Genomic DNA, 26,380 nt, shown 5'->3' with positions numbered 1-26,380 from the left:
CCTGAAGAAACCTAGAAGCGACGGAGAGAAACGATGATCGGAGCCAAACTGCGCCAGCGCCTTGCTGCAGGCGAGCACCTTCTGATGATAAACCCCAACCATGTCTCCTCGGGATTGGCGGGGCGCCTCACCGAGCTGAAGGCGGACACGATCTTCATCGATTGTGAGCACGGTACGGCAAGCTTCGACGAGGCGCGCGAGATGGCGCGCGCGGCGCGCTCCGGCGGCGGCGGCGCGATCCTGCGTCCGGATTCGCATCAGCGCTCGCTTCTGACGCGCTATCTCAATGCTGGTGTCGACGGGCTGATGGTGCCGCTCGTCAATACGGCTGAACAGGCCCGCGCGGTGGTCGCGACTGTACGCCACGCCTGTCCTGCCGATTTCGAGAAGAAGCTGCTGATCTGTATGGTCGAGACGGTCGAGGCCGTCGGCAATCTCGACGAAATCCTTGCGGTCGAAGGCATTGACGTCTTCTTCGTTGGACCAGGCGATCTCTCGCAGTCGATGGGCTTTCTGCCCTCCGTGCCGCGCGGTCAGCCGCGGCCGCGTGAGGTACTCGACCTCGTCGAGTCGACACTGGCGCGCATCCGTGCTGCCGGCAAGATTGCCGGCACACTGGTGATTGAGGAGGATATCGAACATTGGTCCCGTTGCGGCGCTCAGCTCCTTTACTGCCATATCGACCCGTTCCTGCGGGACAAGATCGAGGCGATGCATGAACTCGCCGCACGCAAGAGCGAATGCCATCCGACCCGGAGCCTGCTGTCGTGATGGCGCTCTCCGAACGCGTGCGGCGCATCAAGGTCTCCCCGACGACGGCAGCGGCCCAGCGTGTCCGCGACTTGAAGGCCCAGGGGCGCGCGATCCTCGATTTGACGATAGGCGAGCCTGATTTCGACACACCGGCCCACATTAAACAGGCTGCGGTCGACGCGATCGGGCGTGGGGAAACCAAGTACACGCCTTTCAACGGCATTGCGCCGCTACGCGAGGCGATCGCAACCAAGATGACGCAGCGCATCGGCGTGTCCTACACTGCGGACAGGATCACGGTCGGCGGCGGCGGCAAGCAGGTCATCTTTCTGGCGCTGATGGCAACGCTTGATCCAGGTAGCGAGGTCATCATCCCGGCACCCTATTGGGTATCCTATCCCGACATGGTGCTCGCCAACGACGGCACTCCGGTCATCGTCACCTGCCAGCAGCAACAATCTTTCAAGCTCACTCCCGCCCAGCTCGAGGCCGCGATCACACCAAAGACTCGCTGGCTGGTGCTGAATACGCCTGGGAACCCAACCGGTATTGCCTACGACGCGGGAGAACTGCGAGCGCTCGCCGACGTGCTGCGCCGTCATCCCCATGTCGGCGTGCTGACCGATGAGATCTATGATGAGGTCTGGTTCAAGCGGGAGGTCACGCCGAGCTTGGTGCAAGCTGTGCCCGATCTCGCCGACCGGGTCTTCATTGTTAATGGCGTCTCCAAGACATATGCCATGACGGGTTGGCGTATCGGTTACGGGGCGGGGCCCAAGGCCATTGTCGACGCCATAAACATGCTGCAGTCCCAGAGTTCTTCGTGCCCCGCGGCGGCGAGTCAGTTTGCAGCGCTCGCGGCGATTACGGGACCGCAGGATTTCATCGCGGAGAGTGTCGCGGTCTATGCCCGCCGCAGGGATCTCGCTCTCGGCATGCTGAATGCGATACCCGGCCTCAATTGCTTGAAACCGGACGGAGGCTTCTATTTGTTCCCGAACTGCTCCGCTTTTATCAGACGTAAGACGCCGGAAGGGACAATCCTGGAAGATGATCGTGCCTTCGTTTTGCATTTGCTGGACGCCGGTGGCGTCGCGGCCGTCCACGGCTCGGCTTATGGTCTACCGGGATATTTTCGCATCTCGATCTCGACCGACGACAGAATCATCGAGCGCGGCTGCGCTTCCATTGCGGCAGTTTGTCGGAATCTTGCCTGATGGACCATCACAAGCATTGGAACTGCCGGAGTGGCCGGTGAATTCGAGCATCACACGGAATCGGAGCCGCCTTTCAGCCTGCTCCAGTGGCGGGTGCCGTGACGTCAAGCGCCTGTTGATCAAGCTGTTCGGTGCTGCCGTGGCCAAAAAGGTCTCTATGCGACAGCTCGTCTCGGGGTAGCTCAAGAGTGCGAAGCCGGATAGGTCGATTGCGCCATTGGCAGCGGCAGATTTTCATCGCCACGCTACTCGAGCTCGAGCGTCCTCTTCCGACGAATAAACGGGGAATAGACCGGGCTGTCCGGCGTGACGAGGCCATCGGCGCCCCAATGGGCCATTTTGTTGAAGGGGATGGACGGGATGCTGTCGAGGTTATGAAGCAGGGATGACCATTCCGTCGTGATCTTCGCTAGGCGCGCGTCCACAGTTGCCGAATCCGAATAACGCAGTCCGGCCTCGACGCCGTAGGCGACGAAATGATTGAGGACCTCGAAACCGACATAGGCCAATGAAAAATTGATTGGCCACAACAGCAGGTCGATATCGCCGCTGCGTCCATTATGAGCGTAGGTTGCCTCGCTGGTGCCCACGGTTACGGAGATCATGGCCCGCCTGCCGACGAAGCGGCCATGCTCGAAACGTTGCTTGCTCGTATAGACATCGCCATAGATGAAAACGCGGTCCATCCAACCCTTGAGGATGGCCGGCGGCAGATGCCACCACATAGGATATTGCAGGATAACGAGATCGGCCTTTTCGAGCAGGGCAATCTCGCTCGCCACATCCGCAGGGATCGTTCCACCGCCGGAGGCGTGCCGTTGCTCGGACTGGACGTCAAACTTTTGCGGCGCGATGCGCTCGACGTAGTGAGACGCCCTTTCGCAGGGGTCGAAGTCCAGTTGATACAGATCGGAAATGCTGACGCTCCAGCCCTGCGCTTCGAGTGCGTGGCGGGCCGTCGCTGCCAGATGCGCGTTGTAGGATTGCGGCTCGGGGTGGGCGAGGACGATATGGGCGTGCATCGCAATTTCCTTCATATGAAACCCGTGACGATGGCGCGACGGCGCGGCGCCGCAAAAGGCGGGCGTAGTGAGTGTCACTAGGATGCGACTGGAACCGTGTAATTCAGGACCAAGCGTCCTCCATCCGGATAGATGGTTTGCCCGGTAATGTACGACGCGTCCTTGCTGGCAAGAAAAGCCGCGACAGAAGCGATCTCGGATGGGTCTCCGCAGCGTCCCATGGGAGTTCGCGACAGAATGGAATGGCGAGCCTCATCAGACGTCATGATCGACTTCGCGACCATGTCGGTCAGGATCGTGCCCGGTCCGATGCCGACAACGCGAATGCCGTGAGGGGCCAGGGCAAGCGCGGCCGTCACTGTGAGTTGGTTCAATCCACCCTTTGAGATTGCGTAGGTCGCAATCGAAGGGTTTCCGAGGATGGCGTTGATGGACGACATGTTGATGATGACGCCGCCGTTACCTCCGGCAATCATCGCCCGTGCGGCAGCCTGGACACCGAGAAAAGGCTCCTTCAGGTTCACGCCCAGGGCCCGGTCGAAATCGTCTTCGCTGACCGTGAGGAAGTCCTGGCTGCGAACAATCCCCGCATTATTGATCATCACGTCGAGCCGGCCGAACTCTCGGACAGCGATGTCGACCGCAAGCTGGACATCAGCCCGCTTGCTGACATCGGCGATGACAGTGCGCAAGCGATCTGCCGAGCTTCCAAGGTCGGCAAGGCTCGCCTCATCAAGGTCGACGGCGACGACGGTGGCGCCGTCATTCAGGAACCGTTCGACGCAGGCCCGGCCCAAACCACGCGCGCCACCCGTGACGATGACGACTTTTGAATGCGGCGATGGGACGAGGCCGGAGGTCTCGCTGTTTCGAATGGTCATGCTGCCGCGCACCTGTTGCTCCGCTCTTGCCGATGCAGAGCTGAGCCGACACTGCCATGTCCATTGCCGGCGGACCTCAAGTATATGTTGCGAACAGCTATAACGAAATTGGATCGGTGGTGAATCTGACTGGAAATCTCAGTGAAGAATCGCCGCGGCGTAGCCCATCGAGCGAAGCCGGGTGGTTCGTTTCCGCCCCTGGGTACCAAATGCACGATATTCCGCGACATTGTACGATGCCGCTCCGGTTTGGGAGTGCCATGTGCTGGTCAACTGACTTGACCGCGCAGGCATCAGCCGAGTTTGCCACTTTGCGCCATCACAATTTGCCAGTTCGCATCGGATCGCCCGAGGTGTCTCTACGGGTCCAATGATAGATCCGAGCGAGATCAAAGAAAGTCTGGAGACGGCCAACGAGAGCAGCGTTCTAAACGTTCATTGGTGCCGGGGGCGGATGATCGACTGACATGTCGTGTTGTTCTCCCTGTGTGAACGCTTTCTCCGCTTCCTACAGCTTGTCCGACAGCCGCTCGCGCAGCAGCCAGACCCGATCCGTGCCCCAGAAAAGCTCGCCGGTTTCATGCAGCAGGAATGTCGGAACACCGAAAACGCCTCGCTCTTCAGCCTCCGCAGCGATTGCTCGGCATTGGCCGACTCCTTCGCCGGAGCCGATCAACTCGTCGAAGGCGCGCCCGTCCGAGCCCGCCTCCACGAGGAGACCTCTTATTGCTCCTGTGTCTTCGATATCGAGTTCTCCGCGCCAAAACCGCTCGCAGATCGTATCGTGATAGCAACGGAATACGGAAGCGTCGGTCCGCGAGGCTAGGAGCATGCCTATATGCGCGACCGTGGGGTCGTAGATTTTACGCGTACCGCGGATGATCAAATCGCGGCGAGCACCAAGCCGCCGCGCATCCATGTAGGAATAGCGAACCTTCCGCCAGTCCCGGTCGGTCCGTTCTTCGACTTCGCCACCGTAAGCCCCCTGGAGATCAATAGTGAATGGTTGCCAGATGAGTGTCACATCGAAATCCCGTGCGAGCGTATAGGCTTCTTCCTTCACGAGGAAGGAGAACGGGCTGCGGTAGTCGATATAGAGAATGACGGTTGAAGTCATGTCGAGACCTTTTCAGGACAATCCGGTCGCCTTTGGCTGATACTGAGGACCGCCGAACAGATTCGTCCGCGCTTCCTCGCTCTTCGTCACGTCGACCCACTGATCCAGCAACAGCTTGATGCCTCGCTCCACCGCCGGCCTGGCGCGGATGGCCGCGTACCAGCGCGTGACGCGCGGCAGGTCGTCGAGGGTCTGGTTGGCCATCTTGTGGATGCGGACCCAGGCGAAGCAGGCGATGTCGGCGATCGAATAGTCTCCGGCCAGATAGTCGCGCCCGTCGAGCCTCCGCTCCATCACTGTCAGCAGTCGCCGGCCTTCCTTGGTGTACCTCTCGACCGCGTACGGTACTTTCTCGGAAGCGTAGCGATGGAAATGCTGCGCCTGGCCGAGCATCGGGCCGAGTCCGCCCATCTGCCACATGAGCCATTGCATCACCTCGCACCGCGCGCGCGCCTCCGAAGGCATGAAGCGGCCCGTCTTTTCGGCCAGGTAGATGAGGATCGCGCCCGTCTCGAACACCGTGATCGGCGCGCGGTCCGGACCGTCGTCGTCGACGATCGTCGGCACCTTATTGTTCGGATTGAGGGCAAGATAATCCGGATCGAACTGCGCGCCGCGGGTGATGTCGATCGGATGCACCGTGTAGGGCACGCCGACCTCCTCGAGCATGATCTGGACCTTGTGGCCGTTCGGAGTCGGCCATGTGTAAAGTTTGATCATCGAAGGGCCTTTCTGATTGGGCGATGGCGATCACGCCGTGCGGATTTCCTGCAGCGCGAGTTCTCGCACCATCGATTCCCGCATGATGAATTTCTGAACCTTGCCGCTCACCGTCATGGGGTAGGCGTCCACGAAGCGGATGAAGCGCGGAATCTTGTAGTGAGCGATCGTCTCGCGGCAGAAGGTGCGGATGCTCTCCTCGTCGCACGTCTGCCCGTCCTTGAGACGGATCCAGGCGCAGACCTCTTCGCCGTACTTCGGGTCGGGAACGCCGAATACCTGGACGTCCTGAACCTTCGGGTGTTGATAGAGGAACTCTTCGATTTCGCGCGGATAGATGTTCTCGCCGGCGCGGATCACCAGATCCTTGATGCGACCGGTGATGTTGCAATAGCCATCAGTGTCGATGGTGGCGAGATCGCCCGTGTGCATCCAGCCGGCCGCGTCAGTCGCCAGCGCGGTCTTGTCCGGATCGTCCCAGTAGCCCCGCATGACCGAATAGCCGCGCGTGCAGAGTTCGCCCGGCGTGCCGCGCGGAACGATGTCGCCGGCTTCGTCGATTACCTTCACTTCCACGTACGGCTGGATGCGGCCGACCGTCGACACGCGCCGTTCCAACGGATCGCCCCGATCGCTCTGAAAGCTGATCGGGCTGGTCTCCGTCATGCCGTACGCGATGGTGATTTCGCCCATGCCCATCTCGCCGATCACGCGGCGCATGACCTCGACCGGGCAGGGCGCGCCGGCCATGGCGCCGGTACGCAGCGACGATAGATCGAAACGGGAGAAGGCGGGGTGTTCCAGAATCGAGATGAACATCGTCGGAACGCCGTGAAGCGCCGTGCACCGCTCGGCTTCGACGGCCTCGAGCACGCCGAGCGGATCGAAGGCTTCGCCCGGGACGATCATGGCTGCGCCATGCGTGATGCAAGTCAGGTTGGACAGGACCATTCCAAAGCAGTGATAGAAGGGGACGGGAATGCAGAGCCTGTCACCGGGACCGAAGCCGAGGGCTTGTCCGCAGAAGTAGCCGTTGTTGAGGATGTTGTGATGGGTCAGCGTGGCGCCTTTGGGAGCGCCGGTCGTGCCGCTGGTGAACTGGATGTTGATCGGATCGTCGAAGCGTAGCTTGACGCAAGGAGGAGGGAGGTTCGATCCGCGGCGGCAGACCTCCTCGAACGAAAGCAGGCCCGAAGCCGTTGTCTCCCCGATCTGGATGATCGCGCGTAGGTCCGGTAGTTTCTGGAGGTTTAGTCGTCCGGGAACGCCTGTCGCGATCTCGGGTGCGATCTTACGGAGCATACCGATGTAGTCGCTCGTCTTGAACGCGGACGCGGTGACGAGCGCCGCACATCCGACCTTTCGCAGAGCGTACTCCAACTCCTGCGGACGGTAGGCGGGATTGATGGTGACGAGAATCAATCCGAGCTTCGCGGTGGCGAATTGCGTGACGACCCATTCGGCGTTGTTGGGCGACCAGATGCCCACGCGTTCGCCCGCGACGAAACCCAGCGAGGCCAGGCCGCTCGCGAAGTGATCGACGACCGCGGCAAGTTCGCGGTACGTCCATCGGATGCCTTGGGACCGCACCACCAGGGCGAGACGATCGGGGTTGGCGCGGACCGTAGCATCGAAGCAGTCGCCGATCGTCATGCCCAGGAGGGGCGTCGTCGATCCTCCGCTGACGTAGCTCGGTGGGATAGACGAACCGTCGGCTGCCTGGCCCGCACGCATCATTTCCTCCTGTGATGATTTTATCGTTGTCTGCGATGACACCGTCGTCGCGTCAGTTGCGGGGCGCCGAGCCCGACCTCGCTCCTACGCCTAGGTGGGCAACGGCCAGGTGACGTCCTTGCCCTTCAGTTCCTTGTACCGTCGGGTGTGGGCGCGAATGCTTCCGAGATCCGACATGCCGCGTGACAGCAGGTCCCGGTCGAGGCGGGCGGCGGCGTCGATGGCCGCCATGGTCGTCGCCTGGAGCGCGCGCTTCGAGAAAGCGTAGGCGGTGTAGCAATCCGGCGGCACCAGCGCCGCCCAGGCAACGGCTGTCCCGAGTAGCTTGTCCGGCGCGACCGTCTGCTGGATGACGCCGAGACGTTTGGCGGCGGCGAGATCGTAGATCTGGCCAAACAGCGTCAATTCGAAAGCCGATCGCGGGCCGATCGCATGCTTGATGATCTCGCAGTAGACGGCCGGCATCGGGATGCCAATCGGGACCTCGTTCAACGCGAACTGCAGCGGGCCTTCGCTGGCGATCCGGTGATCGCAATCGATCGCGGTGATGAACCCACCCGCATAGGCGTGGCCGTTGATCGCCGCTACGGTCGGCCTCGGGTACGTGAAGAGACGCAGGTTCGTCGCGCGATATTCGTCGAACCAGGTATCGATCTCCTTGATCGATCGGCGCGCGAACATCGGGAAATGATGATCGAAGTCGAGGCCCGCCGTGAACACCGCACCCGATCCGGTCAACACGACGGCGCAATCGGAGAACTCGGATTCCAGACGATCGAACGCCGCGTGAAGGTCGGCGAAGAAGGCCGGATTCTGCGCGTTGACCTTGTTGGTGTTCATCGTCACCACGGCCACATGCGGGTGCTTGCGTTCAATGGTCCAGGGCATCGGTCATCCTACGGTTCTGAGGTCTCGGGTTACGGAAGATCAGGCGAGCTTGAACAGCCGCCGCGCGTTGTCCGTCAGGAATGCCGAACGGGCGTCGGCGCCGAGTTGGAGATCGTCGAGGCCGGCGATGCACTCGCCCGCGGGCCAGAAGGGATGGTTGGATCCGAAGAGCACCCGATGTCTCTTGTTGCCGCGCATGTACCCGACGAGATCGGACGGATAGCGGCTGACCTTGTAGGCCGACGTGTCGATGAAGACGTTCGGGTACTTCATGACGAGCGACAACATCTCGTCGAGCCACGGCACGCCGATATGGCCGCCGAGAATGCGAAGCTCCGGAAACTCGAGCGCGACGCGATCGAGATAGGGAATGGGGCGCCCAGGTTCGGATTCGCGCAGCGGCCCCGCGTGTCCGACCTGCGTGCAGAACGGGATGTCGAGCTCGCAGCATTCCGCGAACAGAGGATAATACCGGCGATCGTCCGGCGGCAGCCCCCACACCCAGGGCAGAACGCGCAGCCCCTTGAAGCCTTCCCTCTTCACTCGCAGCCTCAACTCCCGCACGGCGTCCATCGGGCGGAAGAGATCGACAGAAGCTATTCCGACGAAGCGGTCGGGGTGAGCCCGGCAGTGTTGGGCGACCTCGTCGTTGCTGATCATCGGCCCGGCCGGGCCGTGCCAGCCGCACAGCATGCCGACGGAAACGCCCGCACTATCCATCTCGGCAAGCGTGTCCTCGATGGGGGGCGCCGTTTCCGACCATTTGCCCGGTCTCCAGCGCCGCAACGACTCGAACATCGGGTTCCCGATCCAAGCGGCGTTCGGGTGCTGCATCCAGGCGTCGATGATCATTCTGAGGTGCCCGCGTCTGATAGTGGGTCGAGGCTGGGCCTACGACCTGTCGGCGCGAAAGGCGAACCTGCTCAACCGGCTTCGGTCGTGGTCTCGAGTGGCCACACCGCCATCATTAGACGCGTGGATCGTCCGGCGTCTTGAAGAAATCGGACAGCCTGCGCGCGCGGCCTGCACCAGGCCTGCCGGAATGCGCCGGGCGTGACGCCGGCGTGCCGCCGAAACTCTCTGGTCAGGTGGGCCTGGTCGGAGAATCCGAGATCGGAGGCGATCAGAGACAGACCGTCGCCTCCCGACGCGATTTCGTAGAGCGATCGACGGAAGCGCTGCACGGCCAGAAAACGCTTAGGCGGGCAGCCTGTCGACGTTCTCACTCGCCTCTGCAGCGTCCGGACCGATCTACCGACGTGGTCCGCCAAGTCGCTGACGCGGCCGTGCGGCGTATCCAGGGGGGCGCTGTCCGAGATCGCGCCGCGCCTTGCCAGCCGCGAAAGTGCGAGCAGGGTCCGATCCAGAGGGTCAAGGATGTCGAAGCACGATGGACTCTCCCGGACGACTCGCGCCAGCGTGTCGCGACACGCGACGATCGCCGGATCGTGGACGCTCGGCGAACCGGACCAATTCGGCTTGAACTTGACGCCGACGATCCAGCCCACGAACGCCCTGCTTTTTCTTCGGTGATCGAGGCTCGGCTCGTTAAAGACCACCTTGCCGCCCGGACCGTCCTCCCGGAATATGAAGGCGAGCTCCTTGAGCGGGGAAGCGAACGACATGCGGCTTTCGGTCAGCCGTCCCCGGTCCTTCAGGATGTAAATCGAGTCGACGCAGCCGGCTTGATCCTCGCGCGGCGCGAACTCGGCGTAGAACGAGGGGCGGGCGAAGACCTGCTCGTTATCTTCGGCGATCCAGGCCGACCTCGCTCGCGGATGTGGATCTTTCGTTGGCAAAGTCGAGCTCCACTGGTGCCGGCGGCGGCTTCCTTGACTTCGTTTCAATAACACCGTTATATTTCGATAGCAAACGTCTCTCCGCACCCGCTCGGCCCGCCACTCGAGCGGCGACGATGGTCGGGCATGAGTGCCGCCCGCCATGGCCTCTCGAACCGGAAAACTATCGATGGCGGAAGCCTCAGATCCGAAAATCGAACGGCGCAAGGCCGCCGTGAGCGCTTTCAAGCGCGAACTGATCCGCGAGGCCGCCAAGCGCGTTTTCGTGGAAGTGGGCCTGCACGAAACTTCGGTGCGGGAGATTGCCAAAGCGGCGGGCTACACGACCGGTGCGATCTATACCCAATACGCGAGCAAGGAGGAGGTCTACGCCGACATCCTCCGTGAATCCTTGACGAGCATGGCCCAGGCCGTCGAGCAGGCGTCCGCAGTGGCCCGGGTGGGACGGAAAGGTGCCGCCGCCTTGCGCGCTTGGTTCGAGTATTTCCGCGCGAGGCCCGCGGAGTTCGATCTCGGGTTCTACCTCTACGGCGGAGCCAAACCTGACGGCGTCGGCAGAGACCTGAACCGCGAACTCAACGTCCGTCTGAAGCGGGTCTACGCTGCGGCCGCGGACGCGCTCGAGGCCGACGATCTGGTCGATGCATCCGAAAAACATGAGGTGGCAGTCGCCGGGGCCTCCTGGATGTTCGGCCTGCTGCTCATGTTCAGGACCGGTCGTCTAAAGATCCTGGCAGTGGACGTCGACGTGTTGGTGGACGATTGTCTGGCCACGCTCTACCGAGGCACGGCGCGCTCCCGGTCCGGCCGATCCCGCAGCTGACCACTCCCTCGGCGCCGAGAGGCCATCTCCTTGTCCGGGCGTCTGGCTCCTACTCTACCACCGGCACCTCCATCTGCAGCACGAGGATGGTGTCGGCGCCGAACAACGTGACAGGCACGTCGGCGGCGCTTGCGGTCATGTTGACTCCGCTCGCCACCGTGATGGCGTTCTCGCCACCGGGATCGACCGTGATGAAGGCGCAACCGGTCGGGTTATCGGATTTGACGACGAGACGCGTATCGACACCATTGGCCGCAAGATTGTCGAGCGCGCCATCGCCGAACGCATCCCTTCCCACGCGGCCCGCCATGCAGACCTTTCCCCGGCCCGCGATGCGCGCGCGGCTGCGACCGCCTGGTTGGCGCCCTTGCCGCCATAATGCGTGGCGTAGGACGGTGCGAGCGCGGTTCGGCCGGGTCCCGGGATGACGGGCACCCGGGCAGCCAGGTCGATATTCAGCGACCCGAAGATCAGGATCATGGCAAGCCGGTCTCGGAGCTCAACCTTCCTCGTCCATCACGCGAAGCTTTTCCACTCGCCGTCGGAAGTCTTCGTCGGTTGAGAACTCGGCCGAAAGGTAGGACGAGATCAGGTCCTTGGCGAGCCATGGGCCGACGATCTGGGCGCCGATACACATGACATTCACATCGTCATGCTCCACGCACTGATGCGCCGAATGAACGTCGTGACAGACCGCGGCGCGGATGCCCTTCATCTTGTTGGCTGCAATCGAAGCGCCGACGCCTGTTCCGCACACCATGATGCCACGTGCAACTTCACCCGACGTCACCTTCTGTGCCACGGCCCGCGCGATATCAGGAAAATCCACCGGCTTCTCGTCATAGGAGCCGACATCGACGACCTCGTGGCCGAGGCTGTGGATATGGTCGATGACGTTTTGCTTGAGCGGCCAGCCGGCGTGGTCGGATCCTATGACAAGGCGCATGCGGTTTCCATTTCGTTGTTTTTGGGACCGTGACAGCCGCATCCGGCCGTCACGGTTCTGCTTCGCTCAACCACGCATGTCGGGCGGCAGCTCGACCCCGTGGAACTTCTTGTAGATCGCGTTGAGCTTGCCGTTCTTGACGTTCTCGGTAACCCAGGCGTTAAGCTTGTCCATGAGGCGCTGCTCGCCCTTCTTCAGACCGATGGCGAGATCAAAGCTGGCGAGTGGGATCTTGGGTTCGAAGATGCGAGCCGGATTCTTGACGCCGATCTGGTTGATGATCGTGGCCGATGTGCCGACGCAATCGACCTGGCCGGAAACGGCAGCGGTCACGCCGGTGGCATCATCGTCATAGCGCGCGATCTTCAGTTCCTTGTCCTTCATGTTCGACAGCATCGTATCCTGCGTGGTGCCGCGCGCGACGCCCACGGTCTTGTCCTTCAGGTCCGGCCAGTCCTTCACGTTCAGCGACTTCAGGCAGCCGATATCCGATTGCAGCGTGGCGTAGCGTTTGGTGAAGTCGATCACCTTGGCTCGTTCGGCCGTGACCGACAGGGTCGAAATGATGATGTCGGCTTTGCCGGTCAGGACGTTGGGGATGCGCGTTGCGCCGGTGGTCTGGACGAATTCGAGTTCGAGACCCCAATCCTTAGCGAGCAGCTGGGCGACTTCGACATCGGAACCCGTCGGCTTCATGCTGCTGTCCATCATGCCGGACGGAGGGATCGCCAGATCGGTAGAGATGCGAATCTTCTTGGCCTTCGTCATGTCGTCGAGCAGATCGGCGAAGGCGGGCGCCGCCGACATCGTCGCAAGGCAACATGCCGAGATGGCTGCGCCCAGGAATTTTACGTACTTCATCCTCGGTTCTCCCTCTTCTGTTATGATTTCAGGTTTCCCGTCCCGACGAACTGAGCGAGCTCGGGTGTCTTTGGCGACGTCAGGATCGAGGCAGGGCCGGTTTCGTGAACCTTGCCGCGATGCATGAAGACGATCCGGTCGGCGATGCTCTTCGCAAAACCCATTTCATGGGTGACCATCACCATGGTCATGCCGTCGGCGGCCAACTGCTCGATCACCTTGAGCACTTCGCCGGTCAGTTCGGGATCGAGCGCGGACGTGACCTCGTCGAACAGCATGACCTTGGGCTGCATGGCGAGCGAGCGGGCGATGGCGGCGCGTTGCTGCTGGCCGCCTGAAAGCTGTTCGGGATAGGCGTGAACCTTCTCTTCCAACCCGACCTGCGCCAGCACCTTGTGCGCGAGCTCCCTGGTCTGCGAGGCGGCCATCCGTTTCACCGAGCGGGGCGCGAGCGTGATGTTCTGCTCGATGGTGAGATGCGGAAACAAATTGTAGCTCTGGAAGACGATGCCGACATCCTGGCGCAGGGCGCGGAGATCGACATTCGGAAGATCGACCCGGTGCCCGCAGACGACGATCTCGCCGCGGTCGACCTTTTCGAACCGGTCGATGCAGCGCAAGGCTGTGCTCTTGCCGGAGCCTGAGCGGCCGATGATGGCCAGGACCTCGCCGCGCTCGACGGCGAAGCTGACGCCGTCGAGCACCCTGAGCGAGCCGAAGCTCTTTTGCACGTCGCGGAGCGACACGATCGGCGCTGGTGGAGAGGCGTTCTGCTGCATATCAGGCCGGAGCGAGGTTGACCATGCCACGTCCCATGCGCCGCTCCAGCCTTTGGCTGAGCAGCGACAGGGGATAGCACATGGCGAAGTAAACGACGGCAATGATCGCGTAGATCGCGAACGGCTCGAACAGCGAGTTGTTGACGATCTGTCCCGAGCGCATCAGCTCGACAAAGCCGACGACCGAAGCGAGCGAGGTGTTCTTGATGATTTGCACCATGAAGCCCACGGTCGGTGGCGTCGCGATGCGGATCGCCTGCGGCAGGATCACCTTCATCATGCGCTGGGTCCGGCTCAGGGCCAGGCCCTCGGCCGCTTCCCACTGCGGCTTCGGCACCGATTGGATCGATCCGCGCCAGATTTCGCCAAGATAGGCGGCGACATAGAGGGTGAGCGAAGCGCCGGCGGCGGCAAGCGGCGACACCTTCAGGCCAATGGCTGCGAGCCCGAAATAGCCGAGGAACAGGATGACGAGGAGCGGCGTGCCCTGGATGAGCTGCACATAGGTGGCGCTGAGAAGCCGCACCGACTTATGCGGAGAAATGCGTGCGAGCGCGATCGCGAAGCCAGCGATACCTCCGCCGATGAGCGCGATCAGGGAAAGCCCGATCGTCCACAGCGCGCCGTGGCCGAGGAAAAGCAGGTGGTTGACGTTGAGATGTCCGCCCATGCCCTACCTCACAAAGCCGTGCCGAGCCGACGCCGGCGCGGAAACAGGACGAGGCCGAGCCCCCAGAAACCGGCGCGCATCACCAGCGACAGGATGATGTAGATGACTGCAACAATGATGTAGGTCTCAAAGGCGCGATAAGTATCCGACTGGATGTAGTTGGCCACCGCCGTGAGTTCCTCTGCCGAAATCTGCGAACAGATGGAAGAGGCCAGCATCAGCAGAACGAACTGGCTGGTGAGCGCCGGATAGACCCGCTCGACCGCGGGCAACAGGATGATGTGCCAGTAGATCTGGACGCGCGAGAGCGCGAGCCCTTCGGCCGCCTCGATCTGTCCGCGCGGGATCGCTTCGAAGCCAGCGCGCATGATCTCGGCGGTGTAGGCGCCGACATTGATCGTCAGCGCGGCCACCGCGACGGTGAAGGCGGAGAGTTTCAGCCCGATGCTGGCAAGACCGAAATAGACCAGGAAGATCTGGACCAGCAGCGGGGTGTTGCGGATCGCCTCGACATAGACCTTGCAGGCGCGCGCGATCAGCGCGCTGTGCGTCCCGCGGCCGACCGCTGCGAGCGTGCCGAGGAGGGCGCCCAGCACGGTCGCGAACAGGGCGAGCTCGAGTGTGAGGACGGCGCCGCCGAGAAAGTTCGGCCATCGCTCCAGCACTGCGGGAAAATCGAGTTCAATGCCCATGGCGTTCGGTCAGCCGGTGCGCTGGTTGGTCATGCGGTCGTAGACGCGAAACAGCGCCTGGTTGCCGTTCGCCCCTTCGCCATGCGCCCGCGCATCGACATACTGGCTGGTGACGAGCGCAGTTCCTGGCAACGGAACGTTCAGCGCCTGGGCGTGTTCCTGCACCAGGCGAAGATCCTTGAGCATCAGGTCGATGCGAAAACCGGCGCCGACGTCGCCCTCGATCATGGAGGGACCGAGCTTGTCCAGCATCCAGGACGCTGCCGAACCGCCCAGCAGCACCCGGCGGAGCAGATTGAGCTCGACGCCGGACGCCCGACCGAGCGCCAGCGCTTCGCAAATCGCCTGGATGTTGATTCCGCAGATGAGCTGATTGCAGAGCTTGACGGTTTGGCCTGCGCCGCTGCCGCCGACGTGGGTGATCGTGGTGCCCATCGCCTGGAAGAAGGGCTCGGCCTTTGAAAAAGCCTCAGCCTCGCCGCCGGCCATGATCGAGAGCGCGGCGTTCTTCGCGCCGAGCGGTCCGCCGGAGACGGGCGCGTCGATGAAGCTCACGCCGGCCTGCTGCAGATCGGCATGGATGCGGCGGACGGCAACCGGCGAGATCGTGCTCATGTCCACGATCAGCTTGCCGGGAGGCGGCGACTTCAGGAGTCCGTGCTCGCCGTAGATCACCGCCTCGACATGGGGCGTATCGGGCAGCATGGTGATGACGATGTCGGTGTCTCGCGCTGCGTCCGCCGGGTTTTGCGCGCCAACCGCGCCATCCGTCACGACGGCTGCGACCGCGGCTTCGGTGAGGTCGAAGGCGCGGACGGCGTGTCCTGCCTTCAACAGATTGCGCACCATCTCCCGGCCCATCGTTCCGATGCCGATGAAGCCGACGCTTCCCTTGCCGTCCCGTCCCATATGCTTACTCGTCTTTTTGTTGGTTTACTTGCAGTCAGCGCGATGCTTTGCGGCCCTCTTTCTCACCGACGACGGCGCGTCTTCGGTATTCATCGCCGATCTCAAAATGCTTGCGCAGGGTCGCATCCGCCCGCTCCGGATCACGCGCGACGACCGCCTCGAAGATGCGCCTGTGGTCGTCGATCAGGTACGTCTTCATCGAGGGGAAGGACTGCACGAGCTCGCGGCGGCTTCGATGCGAGCGCGTCAAAAGGCCTGCCACCGAATTATGCAGAACGGTCAGCGTTTCCGAACGCGATGCCAGCACGATGGCGCGATGGAATTCAAAGTCGGCCATCCCGCCCGCATCGGCCTCGTCGATCGTTTCTTCGATCTTCGCGAGCGCGCGTTGCAAGCGTTCGAAATCGGCGATGCCGGCACGCTCGCAGGCCAGCCGGATCGCCTGACATTCGATCGCGACGCGCGCCTGCATCACGTCATCCAGCATGTCCGCCTGCTGGGCGAGCGCGAAGGTAAAAAAGTCATTCAGAACCGAGATGTCCGGTCGCGTCACCACGGTACCAATGCGATCTCGGATCTCGACAATGCCAAGCATCGTGAGCGCGCGCAGGGCCTCGCGGACGAGCGGCCGGCTCACGCCAAGCTGGCTTGCGAGTTCGCGCTCGGAGATGAGGCGGTCGCCGGGTTTCAGCGAACCCGCGAGCAGACGGTCTCGCAGAAAGGCAAATACCTTCTGGAATCCCTTGTCCCCCTCGGCCGCCCGCTTGAGCTCCATTCCCTCTTCCCATTGATCTTACCTTGGTAAGACCAGTAGGATGACCAAGCTGCACGCGTCAAGTCTTTTTGCCCGCAGGCCCGATCCGCAGGATAAGCGCGCGCGTGTCGTGAAGTTGACGCGAGAGGGCTTCGTGTTTTGGGCGGACCTGCGTGAACGCATCTTTCAGTTCTACGATCAGGCCGCCAACGGCTTCAAATTCGACGATCGCGTCGCTCTCGCCCACTATCTGAACGAACTTCAGCGCCAGCTGATGACGGTTCGTTTAGAGCAACCGCGGCGCGAGAGGAAAAAAGGCCAAGCGGCGTCTCTGACGACAGTCTCGCCAGAGACGGAGCTTCGGTCGACCGAGGACAGTCAACGCGCGACGTGTCATCCCAAGGCGTTGCCGGAAGCGCCGGGACCCGCTCGCCGATCCCGTGCTACGGAGCTCGCTAACCTATTTCGTGCCGTAGGCGCGGTCGCCGGCGTCGCCGAGACCCGGCACGATGTAGGCGTTGCCGTCCAACCCCTGGTCGATCGCCGCGAGCCAGATCGGAACGTCCGGGTGGATGCCACGCATCCGCTCAACGCCTTCCGGTACGCCGATCAGGCAGACCAGTCGAATGTCGTTCGCACCGCGCTCTTTCAGCCGGTCGACCGCGGCGACGGCGGAGTTCGCCGTTGCCAGTACCGGCGAGATCACGATCACGAGCCGCTCGTGCAGATCGCTCGGCGCCTTGAAGAAATATTCCACGGCAGTGAAGGTTTCGGGCTCACGGTAAAGGCCGATATGCGCAATCCGCGCGGTCGGCACCAGATCGAGCATACCTTCCGCGAAGGTCACGCCAGCACGCAGCACCGGCGCGAAGACCAGCTTCTTGCCCGCGATCTGCGGCGATTTCATCTGCGCAAGCGGCGTTTCGATTTCGATATCGGCCAGCGGCAGGTCACGGGTAACCTCGTAACAAAGCAGCATCCCGATCTCCTTGAGGAGTTCGCGAAACGACTTGGTTGAAATGTCTTTCTTCCGCAGTAGTGTCAGCTTGTGCTGCACCAGTGGATGCCTAACGATCGTAACGCCGTCCATGTCTGTGACCTCGGATCTAGAAAACCGTGCCGTCGCTGATGACTTTCACCGGAGGCGATGCGTCGGCGCGGCGTTCGCGTGCCAGCCGTCGGCCCGCAGCCCACGTACCGCCCTCAAGAATTTTCGCCAGTGGCATCGACGTCGCATCGCGTCCAAGCCGTTGCCGCAAACCATTTGCGACGCGGTCGAGCAGCGCCACCGTCAGCGCACGCCATTCCACGACAAGCGGTGACGCGACCTCATGCTCTCGCAGCGCCGCCTCGGCATCGCGAAACGCGAGCACACCGGTATCGACGAACAACCCGCCGTTGCGATACTCGGCAAGGCCGGTCAAGCCGTCGATATCGGTCACGCTGATACCGGATGTCTGTAGCGGCTCGATGAGAGAATAGGTCAGCCATTGCGAGAGCTTGTGCAGCGGGACCATGCCGCTGGTTGCATCCGCGGTCGTCAACGCCGGATGCCGCCAGCAATCGCCGAGCGAGATACCTCCCAGCGTCAGCCGCGATGGCCAGATCGGCCCGAGTTGTTGCAGCAGTTCCGTTAAAATCGTCGGGGCGGGCAGCTTTCCACCGTCGGCCAGCATCGCAAGCCGGTCGAACAGGCCACCGGGCCGCGGCGTGTCGCGGCTGCCGAATATTTCCGGTTTCGAGGTAACCAGCCGGCCCAGGCGACGCAACAGGTCGGCGCGGCCGTCCATCCCGACCATTGGATTGGCATCCGAGACCTGCATGCTGCGCTCGAGGTCGGCAACGCTGAAACTCGCGAGCACGTCGGCATCGACGCGCAAGGGCTCGATGGGCGCAGCCGAGAATGCGCCGCCCGCGAACATCGCAAGGCTGGCCAGGCCCAATCCTTCCGAACGGCCGATCGCTGATCCGGTTTTTGGATCGCGGTAGCGCCACGATGGACCAGCGCCGGCATCGAGGAACACGCTGACGATGGCCAGATCGAATTCGGCCCGGGCGCGGGCTGCGCGATCGGGCCACCCGGTTCGGTCGGCGACAGCAGCCCAACGATCGTCTCCATTGGCGACGAAGTGCCGCCAGCGCGAATGAAACGGCACGTCGAACGAAGGATAGGCCTTGCGCGTCGTTTCCAGCACCAGGTCTACTGCGCCGTCCATGCGATCGAGGTCGATGCGGAAGTTTGGAAGTCTGTCTTCAAGGCCGACTGCGAGCATGCGATGCGCACGCTCGCGGACTGCGCTGGCGTTCAGCAATGATAGGGCGGCTGACGCTTCCGGATTTGCAAGGGACAAGGCCGCCGCCTCTCTCAATATTTTTCGAGCGGACGGCCGACCGGGTTATCCAGCTCTTGCAGCGGCTCGGGCGTGTAGTAGCCGGCCGCTTTCTTCGCCGCGATTTCCACATGCGCGTCAGCCGGCACGAGATCATCGGGAATCGGTATGCGCTCGACGATTTCGATGCCTTGACCGGTCAGTGCATCGTGCTTCATGTCGCTCATGGACACGAAGCGGTCGATACGCTTCAGGCCGAGCCAATGCACCACGTCCGGCATCAGTTGTTGGAATCGGGCGTCCTGCACGCCGGCGACGCATTCGGTGCGCTCGAAATACTGGGCAGCCGCATCGCCGCCTTCCTGACGCTTGCGGGCGTTATAGACGAGAAATTTTGTCACTTCGCCGAGCGCGCGGCCTTCCTTGCGATTGTAGATGATGATGCCGAGCCCGCCGCTTTGGCCTGCGCGCGCGCATTCTTCGATGCCGTGAATCAGGTAAGGACGGCAGGTGCAGATATCGGAACCAAACACGTCGGAGCCGTTGCATTCGTCATGCACGCGGCAGGTTACCTTGGTGGAGTGGTCCGGCAGTTTGCTGACGTCGCCGAACAGATAGGCCGTCGTGCCGCCGATCGGCGGCAGAAAGACATGCAGATCGGGCCGTGTCACCAGTTCCGGAAACATGCCTGCGGTTTGCTCGAACAGTTGCCGGCGCAGGTTTTTCTCGGTGGTGGCGAAGCGCTCCGCCAGGCCAGGCAGGTACCAGACCGGGTCGATCGCAATCTTGACCACGGAGACGCTGCCATTCTTGTGCACGACCTCGCCATCCTGCTTGAGCCGTCCGGCTTCGATCGCTGCCTGCAGTTCGGGTAGATCGAGGCGGGCGCGTGTGATGGCAATGCTCGGACGGATGTCGATGCCCTCGGCGATCTCGCTCGCGAAGTTTTCCGCGGCGAGATGTCCCCATGGGTCGAGCGAGACGATTCGCTGTGGCTCGGTCCATTGCGGAAACGGCCCGATCGCTTCAGCAGGGTGGGTATTGGTGAGATCCGGACGTCGGATCGGGTCGAGAGCGCCGGACGAGACGGCGAGCGCGCGATATACCGAATAGGAGCCGCCATGCGTACCGATGACGTTGCGGTCCTGCGGGCGCGACACCGTGCCGATCACAGGTCCGCGTTCGCGCGCGCTGGGTGCACCCCAGGCGATCGGGAATTTGAGTTTGGCACCCGGTGCCGGGTGCGACGTAATGCGAATATGATCAATCCGATTGGAGCGAGTCATCGCCACGAACCCTGAAACGGCGACGGCCCGCCTAGATAGACGGGCCCGGTCACCAATAATTAAATCTCAGCAGCGGTTGCGGCTGAGACAGTAGTATAATCAGATTTCGAGCGGGTACAACGCCGATTTGAACGCCCGCGCCGCCAAGCTGCTCGGCTGTTAACCCTTTCAGCGCAGAGGGGCGCTGCTGGTTAATATCCAGAAAGTTATCCATGCGCGTCATCAACGCTGGCGCCGCGCAATTGGGCTTGATTTAGAAAGCCGATAGCCGCGAAGCTGTCGTCAAGCGCATGATCGCGCTGATGGATGAAGCCACGGCGAGGGGCGCTGATCTGATCGTCTATCCGGAGCTGCCCCTCGCCAGGTTCTTTCCGCGCTGGGACATGGAGAACCAGGCCGATGTCGACACGTGGTTCGAACGCGAGATGCCGAATATGATGGCAAGGCCGTTGTTCGAGCGAGCCACCGGATCGCAATGAATTTTGGCTACGCCGAACTGGCGCCGGATGGGCATCATTTCAACACCTGCGGCCAAGGTGCAGACCGCTGACGGCGTCGACATTGTCGTTGCGCGCAAGCAGCGCCCGGTCAGGGCTTCTTTTTTCGAGCGGACTTCTTTTGCCTGGCAATGTCGGCAATGATGTTATTGGCCAGATGGCCACGCATCGTCGCGACGCGGGATCGTTTGTTGGGTTTTCAGATGATGCCGTCACTCGCGGCGACTCAACCTCGATACCTAGCCTATCCTGAATTCTTCATTGATCGCGCTCTTCACGCCTCCGCCCATCTGGGGACCGCCTCCGGACACATAGATCGCGTCGCCGATCACGACCGCGCCCATGCCGTGCCGGGGTGTGAGCATCGGCGCGTAGCTCTCCCATCGATCTGTTAAGGGGTCATAGGCCTCGTTCTGGCCGTAGACGCGGTTGGTGCCTTCGCCACCCATGCAGAAGATCCGGTTGCGAAGCCAAACGGTGCCATGTCCCGACCGGGCAGTCGGTATGGGAGCGCGAAAGCTCCATTCATCGGTCTTTGGATCGTAGGAGTGATGCAAGTTCGAGTTGGTGTGGAAGGTGTCTACCCGGCCGCCGATCAGGTGAATAACGCCGTTAACAGCGACCGCTCCTGTGTGGTCGCGCCCAAGTGGCATTGCCTGACGACGGCTGTAGCGGTCCTCGCGAGGGTTATAGACGAGGTGCCAATCAACGGAACGGCGGTTGTCAGAGCCGATGGCTCCACCGACGAGGTGAATGGCATCGCCCAAGGTCACACAGGCGATGGCGCCGCAGGCTTCCGGCAAGCGCCGCAGGGAATGCCAACGCGCACCGTCAAACGCGAAGACTCCATCGTGCGGCGTGCGGTTCTGCTCTGTGAAGCCACCGAACGCGTAGAGCCGATCGCCCAGCGTCGCCACACCGACATGATTGGCCCCGCGCGGGAGTTCGGGAAGCGTCTCCCACTTGTCTGCGGTCGGATCATAGGCGTGATGATAGGGCCGATCGACCCGTTGCTCGGCATAGCCGCCGACCAGATGGACGCGGCCTCGATACTCCGTCGCCCAAGCCATCTCCGTGCGCGGGATCGGCAGAGGTGCTCTTGACCGCCATTGTCCCTTTGCTGCGGCTGGAGGGGCAGGACTATCCACCACTGCATGTTGCCGGTGCAGGTCGGGCAGGTCGATGCGGCCCGGTTGATTGAGCCGCTCGAACTGGCCAGCATGATGTTCGTGTTGAGCCCATGTCGCCGAAGCGATGGCGCTGAGTCCGCCGGCGAGCACAAGGCGACGGTCAAGGCCCATGCTGATCTCCCGTTCTCTGGAATTTCCTTTGAGCCTATTTGAGCTCCCGTAGCGGCACAAGACGACCGGTCTCACAAGAGTGGCATCCATTAGCTACTGCTGTGTACTCGCGGTGGCGGCAAGCGGGAGACATGGTCACAGTGCCCTCACGCCGCCCAACACTGTCCTCCGCCATCCACACGCAGCACTTGGCCGGACACAAATGCCCCCAGCGGTCCTGCAAACACTTCGACCACCCGTGCGACTTCGTCCACCGTCGCGATGCGGTCCAGCGTTCCGGTTTCGACCAACCTCTCCTGATCCACGGCACGCGTTCCCATGAAGCGGCCGGTGCGGGTGTCGCCGGGCGCGATGCAGTTCACGGTGATGTCGTAGGATCGAAGCTGGTCGGCGAGGCAGCGCGTGTAATGCGTCATGCCTGCTTTCGCGACCGCATAGATCGAGCCGTTGGTGCGGCCCTTGAAGGCCGCGACCGAACCGATGGTGACGATGCGGCCCTGGCGCCGCGGCATCATTTCCTTCGCGACCGCCTGGCAGGTCAGGATGGTTGAGAGCAGGTTGCGGTCGAGCACCGCGCGCACGTCCTCCTCGCGGATACCGACCGCGTCGTTCGGATCCGGCTTGCCACCCTCGGCGGCGATGTCGCCGCCGGCATTGTGGACGAGAATGTCGATCGGCCCCAATTCGTTCGTCGTGGTCTCGATCACCCGCGCAATGTCGCCACCTTGCGTGAGATCGCCGAGCACGCGGATGGTGCGGACGCCATGCGCCGCTGCAACGTCGGCGGCGACCGCCGTCAGCGTCGATCCCTCGCCATATTCCGCCGGGCCATGCTCGCGCATACCATGGATGGCGACATCGGCGCCCAGGCTCGCGAGCCGTTCGGCGAACGCCCGGCCAAGCCCGCGGCCTGCGCCGGTGACCAGCGCAACCTTGCCCTTCAGCGCCTGCGCGGCGTCGTGTGGTGCCATCATGTCGTCTCCTGATGTGAAAGATCAGTCTGCGGCGAGATCGAGGCGCTTCGCAAGCGGACGCGCTCTGCGCCGGTCGCAGGGCCGTACCCATTTGAATCGGCTTTGCAATCCGGCCGGGCTTCGATCATAAAGGCGCCGGATCTTCAGCCGGCCCATTCGCCGTCCGGCGACAATAAAAGAGGGAGCAAGTCTCGTGGCATATTCCAATACCCAACTGTTCATCAACGGCAAATGGCGGCCGAGCCAATCGGGCAGGACCATCGCCGTGCTCAATCCGGCGACGGAGGAGACCATCGGCACCGTCGCGCATGCCGACCGTGCCGATCTCGACGAGGCGCTGGAAGCAGCCGCCAGGGGTTTCAAGGTCTGGCGGGCGGTGGCGCCGTTCGAGCGCTGCAGGATCATGCGCAAGGCGGCCCAAATCATGCGCGAGCGCAATGACGAGATCGCGCCGCTGATGACGATGGAGCAGGGCAAGACGCTGGCCGAAGCCAAGATGGAAGCCATGGCCGCCGCCGACGTCATCGAGTGGTTCGCCGAGGAAGCCAAGCGCGCCTATGGCAGGGTGATCCCGGCCCGCGGACCGGGCATCTACCAGATCGCGGTCAAGGAGCCGGTCGGCCCGGTCGCGGCTTTTACGCCGTGGAATTTCCCGATCAACCAGGTCGTGCGCAAGCTCTCCGCGGGCCTTGCGGCCGGCTGCTCGATCATCGTCAAGGCGCCGGAGGAAACGCCGGCGTCGCCTGCGCAACTAATCAAGGCGTTCGTCGACGCTGGCGTGCCCGACGGCGTCATCAACCTGGTCTATGGCGTGCCGTCGGAGATTTCGGAATATCTCATTCCGCATCCGGTGATCCGCAAGATCTCCTTCACCGGATCGACCGTCGTGGGCAAGCAGCTCTCCGCACTGGCGGGCCTGCACATGAAGCGTGCCACCATGGAGCTGGGCGGCCACGCGCCGGCCATCGTGTTCAAGGATGCCGATGTATCCTCCGCGGCGAAGATTCTGGCGGCGGCGAAGTACCGCAATGCCGGCCAGGTCTGCATCTCGCCGACCCGCATGCTGGTGCAGGACGACGTGTTCCGCGAGTTCGTCGACAAGTTCGTCGAAGGCGCCAAGTCGATGAAAGTCGGCAACGGCCTCGATCCGGATTCGAAGATGGGATCGCTCGCCAATCCGCGCCGCGTCACCGCCATCGAGGGCATGGTGCAGGATGCCGTGGGCAAGGGCGCCAAGCTCGAGACTGGCGGCCACCGCGTTGGGAACAAGGGATACTTCTACGAGCCGACCGTGGTCAGCGATGTGCCGAAAGATGCGCGTGCCATGAACGAGGAGCCGTTCGGGCCGTTGGCGCTGATCTCCCGCTTCTCGACCTTCGACGAGGTGGCCGAGGAAGCCAACCGCTTGCCGTTTGGCCTAGCGTCCTACGCCTTCACCAGTTCGACCAAGACGGCAACCGCGATCGGCGCCGCCATCGAAGCCGGCATGGTCTCGATCAACAGCTTTGGCCTCGCGCTGCCTGAAGTGCCGTTCGGCGGCGTCAAGGATTCCGGCTACGGCTCGGAGGGCGGCACCGAGGCGATGGACGGGTATTTCAACACCAAGTTCATCACCCAGACCGGGGTGTGAGCCAGATCGCGAAGCCAACGCGGTTTGCTTCGCTGACGTGACATAGCCCGACGCTCCACCGGAGCGTCGGGCTAATGATGTACCGACCATGCCAGAAGCAGGATGACGAGCACGATCAGGCCTGCGGACAGGCTCTTCCAGAAAACGAGCGGATCGCGGTCGTAGAGTGAACGCCGTGACGCGGCGGCGGGCTTCGCCCACATCGCGCCGTTCTCTAGTTCGTGCGAGAATTCGATGACATCGCCGTAGCGTTGGGCCGGATCGACGTTGAGCGCCTTGCCGACCACCGCGTCCAGCCAGGCTGGCAGATCGGGGCGATAGCGGGAGAGGGAAGCGGGCTTGCCGAAGCGGGGCCGCGAGAACGGCTCGATCTCTCCATAAGGGTAGGCGGCGGTGAACATCCGGTACACGGTGACGCCGAGCGCATAAAGATCCGAAAACTCGTCGCCGGGCCGCCCGCCGAACAGCTCCGGCGCCATATAGCTCGCCGTACCCGGAATATCCTCAGCCGGAAAGTCCTCGAGCAGCGGCACGCGCGCGACGCCGAGGTCGACCAGGCGCAATCCGCCGGTCTTCAGCAGGATCACGTTGTCGGGCTTGATGTCGCGATGGATGATGCCGGCACGGTGCAGAGTGGCGACCGCGCGCGCCAGCTTGGTCGCGATCCCGATGCCTTCGCTTAGCGAAAGCTGCGGCGAACGATTGAGCCGCTGTTCCAGCGTCTCGCCTTCGTAAAGCGGCATCACCGAATAGAGACGGGTCTGCCGTTCGGCAGGCAGTTCGACGATTTCTCCGATCCACAGGCTTCGCACGCGCGCCGCGACCCACGCCTCGCGGACGAAGGCGAGGCGATAGGAGCCCTCGCTGGCCACGCGCGGATGCGGAAACTTCAGCACGAGTTCGCGGCCCTGCCGCTTGTCGATCGCCTTGAACAGCCGGCTGTAGCGACCATCCGACAATATTTCGCCGAGCGTGAAATCGTCGATGGCGTCGCCGGTTTCAGGCAGGTCCAAAATCGGAAGCGTAGCGATCGAATGGGTGAGTTCGTCGCGGTCGGCGGGCGGCAGGTCGACGACGTCGAGCACCAGGGCGGTCATGTTGTCGCTGGAGCCGGCATCCAGCGCCGCGTCAACCAGTGCGCGCGCGGATTCTTCCGGCGAGGTGCGCTCGCTCAACAGCACCTGCAGCCGATGATCGGCCAGCACGCCATGAACACCGTCGCTGCAGATCAGGATCCTGTCGTGCTGGCGCAGTCCGACGGTGGCGTAATCGAAGCGGGCGAAGTCCTCGAAGCCGATGGCGCGGTTGAGCAGATGCGCGAGATCGCCGCGTCCGGCGATGTGGTCCGTGGTCAGCCGCTCCAGGCGTCCCTCGCTCAGGCGATAGGCGCGGGTGTCGCCGATGTGAATGATGTGGCACTGCCGCCGCGACAGGATGATCGAGGAGAAGGCGCAGCTCATGCCGCTGAGTAGAGGATCGGTGCGGCCTTGCGTGTAGATCCAGCTGTTGGCGGCTTCCAGCGAACGCGAGGCCCGGCGGCGCACGCCGAGCGTTTCCGGGAGGGAATAATAGGCGTCGATGAAGCATCGAACCGCGAGCTCGGCGGCTTCGCGCCCGCCCTTGTGTCCGCCGACGCCGTCGGCGACAGCAGCGACGATGTCGCGGTTGCTCACACCGGACCGGCCGAGGCAGGTCGCGACGTAATCCTCATTGGCGGAGCGCTTGCCGGTCTCGCTGACGAAGCCGACGCGAACTCCGAGATTTCGTTGCGAACCGATCGTCACCCGCGCGGCCTGT

General features: G+C 62.8%; 28 protein-coding genes and 2 pseudogenes. 5 read left to right on the top strand and 25 right to left on the bottom strand.

Annotation, left to right across the window (positions count from 1 at the left end; all coding sequences use genetic code 11):
* Nucleotides 1–33 precede the first annotated feature (33 nt).
* Nucleotides 34–771: an HpcH/HpaI aldolase/citrate lyase family protein gene (locus tag IVB22_RS21235; RefSeq protein ID WP_247519227.1), complete on the top strand. Its 738-nt coding sequence runs from the start codon at nt 34–36 to the stop codon at nt 769–771.
* On the top strand, nt 771–1,970 hold the full coding sequence (locus tag IVB22_RS21230; RefSeq protein ID WP_247519273.1) for an aspartate transaminase: 1,200 nt from the start codon (nt 771–773) through the stop codon (nt 1,968–1,970). The genes IVB22_RS21235 and IVB22_RS21230 overlap by 1 nt, the downstream gene beginning before the upstream one ends.
* A 245-nt stretch (nt 1,971–2,215) precedes the next feature.
* Here the strand turns inward: IVB22_RS21230 and IVB22_RS21225 are convergent, their stop codons facing one another.
* The 8 genes from IVB22_RS21225 to IVB22_RS21190 form a co-directional block, all read right to left on the bottom strand.
* Nucleotides 2,216–3,007, bottom strand: a complete 792-nt coding sequence (locus IVB22_RS21225; protein ID WP_247519226.1) for an NAD(P)H-dependent oxidoreductase — start codon at nt 3,005–3,007, stop codon at nt 2,216–2,218.
* A 62-nt stretch (nt 3,008–3,069) separates the two neighbouring features.
* Nucleotides 3,070–3,873, bottom strand: a complete 804-nt coding sequence (locus tag IVB22_RS21220) for an SDR family NAD(P)-dependent oxidoreductase (protein WP_247519272.1) — start codon at nt 3,871–3,873, stop codon at nt 3,070–3,072.
* A gap of 508 nt (nt 3,874–4,381) precedes the next feature.
* Nucleotides 4,382–4,990: a DsbA family protein gene (locus IVB22_RS21215; RefSeq protein ID WP_247519225.1), complete on the bottom strand. Its 609-nt coding sequence runs from the start codon at nt 4,988–4,990 to the stop codon at nt 4,382–4,384.
* 12 nt (nt 4,991–5,002) lie between these two features.
* Nucleotides 5,003–5,710, bottom strand: a complete 708-nt coding sequence (locus tag IVB22_RS21210) for a glutathione S-transferase family protein (RefSeq protein ID WP_247519224.1) — start codon at nt 5,708–5,710, stop codon at nt 5,003–5,005.
* Nucleotides 5,711–5,740: 30 nt separating this feature from the next.
* Complete coding sequence (locus IVB22_RS21205) at nt 5,741–7,444, bottom strand: AMP-binding protein (RefSeq protein WP_247519223.1); 1,704 nt, start codon at nt 7,442–7,444, stop codon at nt 5,741–5,743.
* 90 nt (nt 7,445–7,534) lie between these two features.
* A complete protein-coding gene (locus tag IVB22_RS21200) occupies nt 7,535–8,332 on the bottom strand; it encodes an enoyl-CoA hydratase/isomerase family protein (RefSeq protein ID WP_247519222.1) in 798 nt (265 codons plus the stop codon).
* Between the two features lie 39 nt (nt 8,333–8,371).
* On the bottom strand, nt 8,372–9,184 hold the full coding sequence (locus tag IVB22_RS21195) for an amidohydrolase family protein (RefSeq protein WP_247519221.1): 813 nt from the start codon (nt 9,182–9,184) through the stop codon (nt 8,372–8,374).
* A 71-nt stretch (nt 9,185–9,255) separates the two neighbouring features.
* The gene (locus tag IVB22_RS21190; RefSeq protein WP_247519220.1) at nt 9,256–10,131 is read right to left on the bottom strand and encodes an AraC family transcriptional regulator; all 876 of its coding nucleotides are present in this window, start codon (nt 10,129–10,131) and stop codon (nt 9,256–9,258) included.
* A gap of 169 nt (nt 10,132–10,300) precedes the next feature.
* Here IVB22_RS21190 and IVB22_RS21185 point away from each other — a divergent pair, with 169 nt between their 5' ends.
* A complete protein-coding gene (locus tag IVB22_RS21185) occupies nt 10,301–10,954 on the top strand; it encodes a TetR/AcrR family transcriptional regulator (protein WP_247519219.1) in 654 nt (217 codons plus the stop codon).
* 49 nt (nt 10,955–11,003) lie between these two features.
* Here the strand turns inward: IVB22_RS21185 and IVB22_RS41235 are convergent, their stop codons facing one another.
* The 14 genes and pseudogenes from IVB22_RS41235 to IVB22_RS21120 form a co-directional block, all read right to left on the bottom strand.
* Nucleotides 11,004–11,264, bottom strand: coding sequence for a PfkB family carbohydrate kinase (locus IVB22_RS41235; RefSeq protein ID WP_253075344.1), 261 nt, complete (start codon nt 11,262–11,264; stop codon nt 11,004–11,006).
* An 80-nt stretch (nt 11,265–11,344) separates the two neighbouring features.
* A pseudogene (locus tag IVB22_RS41230) lies at nt 11,345–11,434 on the bottom strand (ribokinase); the annotation flags it as partial.
* Nucleotides 11,435–11,453: 19 nt separating this feature from the next.
* Nucleotides 11,454–11,900: a ribose 5-phosphate isomerase B gene (gene rpiB / locus IVB22_RS21175; RefSeq protein ID WP_247519218.1), complete on the bottom strand. Its 447-nt coding sequence runs from the start codon at nt 11,898–11,900 to the stop codon at nt 11,454–11,456.
* A gap of 66 nt (nt 11,901–11,966) precedes the next feature.
* On the bottom strand, nt 11,967–12,761 hold the full coding sequence (locus tag IVB22_RS21170; protein WP_247519217.1) for a transporter substrate-binding domain-containing protein: 795 nt from the start codon (nt 12,759–12,761) through the stop codon (nt 11,967–11,969).
* A gap of 20 nt (nt 12,762–12,781) precedes the next feature.
* Nucleotides 12,782–13,540, bottom strand: coding sequence for an amino acid ABC transporter ATP-binding protein (locus IVB22_RS21165; protein WP_247519271.1), 759 nt, complete (start codon nt 13,538–13,540; stop codon nt 12,782–12,784).
* Between the two features lies 1 nt (nt 13,541).
* Nucleotides 13,542–14,210, bottom strand: a complete 669-nt coding sequence (locus IVB22_RS21160; protein ID WP_247519216.1) for an amino acid ABC transporter permease — start codon at nt 14,208–14,210, stop codon at nt 13,542–13,544.
* Between the two features lie 8 nt (nt 14,211–14,218).
* Complete coding sequence (locus IVB22_RS21155) at nt 14,219–14,902, bottom strand: amino acid ABC transporter permease (protein ID WP_247519215.1); 684 nt, start codon at nt 14,900–14,902, stop codon at nt 14,219–14,221.
* Nucleotides 14,903–14,911: 9 nt separating this feature from the next.
* Nucleotides 14,912–15,811 carry an NAD(P)-dependent oxidoreductase gene (locus IVB22_RS21150; protein WP_247519214.1) on the bottom strand — a complete coding sequence of 300 codons (900 nt, stop codon included), beginning with the start codon at nt 15,809–15,811 and terminating at the stop codon, nt 14,912–14,914.
* A gap of 34 nt (nt 15,812–15,845) precedes the next feature.
* Nucleotides 15,846–16,586 carry a FadR/GntR family transcriptional regulator gene (locus tag IVB22_RS21145; RefSeq protein WP_247519213.1) on the bottom strand — a complete coding sequence of 247 codons (741 nt, stop codon included), beginning with the start codon at nt 16,584–16,586 and terminating at the stop codon, nt 15,846–15,848.
* 58 nt (nt 16,587–16,644) lie between these two features.
* Complete coding sequence (locus tag IVB22_RS21140; RefSeq protein ID WP_247519212.1) at nt 16,645–16,812, bottom strand: hypothetical protein; 168 nt, start codon at nt 16,810–16,812, stop codon at nt 16,645–16,647.
* 213 nt (nt 16,813–17,025) lie between these two features.
* Nucleotides 17,026–17,655, bottom strand: coding sequence for a uracil phosphoribosyltransferase (upp, locus tag IVB22_RS21135; RefSeq protein ID WP_247519211.1), 630 nt, complete (start codon nt 17,653–17,655; stop codon nt 17,026–17,028).
* Between the two features lie 16 nt (nt 17,656–17,671).
* Nucleotides 17,672–18,838 (bottom strand): URC4/urg3 family protein, encoded by a 1,167-nt coding sequence (locus IVB22_RS21130; RefSeq protein ID WP_247519270.1) that lies wholly within the window; start codon nt 18,836–18,838, stop codon nt 17,672–17,674.
* 92 nt (nt 18,839–18,930) lie between these two features.
* Nucleotides 18,931–20,181, bottom strand: a complete 1,251-nt coding sequence (locus IVB22_RS21125) for a GTP cyclohydrolase II (RefSeq protein WP_247519210.1) — start codon at nt 20,179–20,181, stop codon at nt 18,931–18,933.
* Nucleotides 20,182–20,230: 49 nt separating this feature from the next.
* A complete protein-coding gene (locus tag IVB22_RS21120; RefSeq protein ID WP_247519209.1) occupies nt 20,231–20,395 on the bottom strand; it encodes a hypothetical protein in 165 nt (54 codons plus the stop codon).
* Between IVB22_RS21120 and IVB22_RS21115 the strand changes: the two are divergent.
* A pseudogene (locus tag IVB22_RS21115) lies at nt 20,394–20,707 on the top strand (N-carbamoyl-D-amino-acid hydrolase); the annotation flags it as partial. The gene IVB22_RS21120 and the pseudogene IVB22_RS21115 sit on opposite strands and share 2 nt — an antisense overlap.
* A 210-nt stretch (nt 20,708–20,917) precedes the next feature.
* Here IVB22_RS21115 and IVB22_RS21110 read toward each other — a convergent pair.
* Together IVB22_RS21110 and IVB22_RS21105 are read right to left on the bottom strand one after the other, a co-directional pair.
* Nucleotides 20,918–21,979: a galactose oxidase gene (locus tag IVB22_RS21110; protein ID WP_247519208.1), complete on the bottom strand. Its 1,062-nt coding sequence runs from the start codon at nt 21,977–21,979 to the stop codon at nt 20,918–20,920.
* 146 nt (nt 21,980–22,125) lie between these two features.
* The gene (locus IVB22_RS21105) at nt 22,126–22,950 is read right to left on the bottom strand and encodes an SDR family NAD(P)-dependent oxidoreductase (protein ID WP_308200440.1); all 825 of its coding nucleotides are present in this window, start codon (nt 22,948–22,950) and stop codon (nt 22,126–22,128) included.
* Between the two features lie 196 nt (nt 22,951–23,146).
* Here IVB22_RS21105 and IVB22_RS21100 point away from each other — a divergent pair, with 196 nt between their 5' ends.
* On the top strand, nt 23,147–24,583 hold the full coding sequence (locus tag IVB22_RS21100) for an NAD-dependent succinate-semialdehyde dehydrogenase (RefSeq protein WP_247519206.1): 1,437 nt from the start codon (nt 23,147–23,149) through the stop codon (nt 24,581–24,583).
* 71 nt (nt 24,584–24,654) lie between these two features.
* On the opposite strand, the gene IVB22_RS41640 is transcribed toward IVB22_RS21100, so the two are convergent.
* The gene (locus IVB22_RS41640; RefSeq protein ID WP_247519205.1) at nt 24,655–26,367 is read right to left on the bottom strand and encodes a bifunctional protein-serine/threonine kinase/phosphatase; all 1,713 of its coding nucleotides are present in this window, start codon (nt 26,365–26,367) and stop codon (nt 24,655–24,657) included.
* Nucleotides 26,368–26,380: the final 13 nt, after the last annotated feature.

The sequence above is a fragment of the Bradyrhizobium sp. 190 genome, from assembly GCF_023073415.1.
Classification (GTDB): domain Bacteria; phylum Pseudomonadota; class Alphaproteobacteria; order Rhizobiales; family Xanthobacteraceae; genus Bradyrhizobium.
Note: the sequence above shows the minus strand (reverse complement) of the source record. Positions and strands in the feature narration are given on the sequence as shown.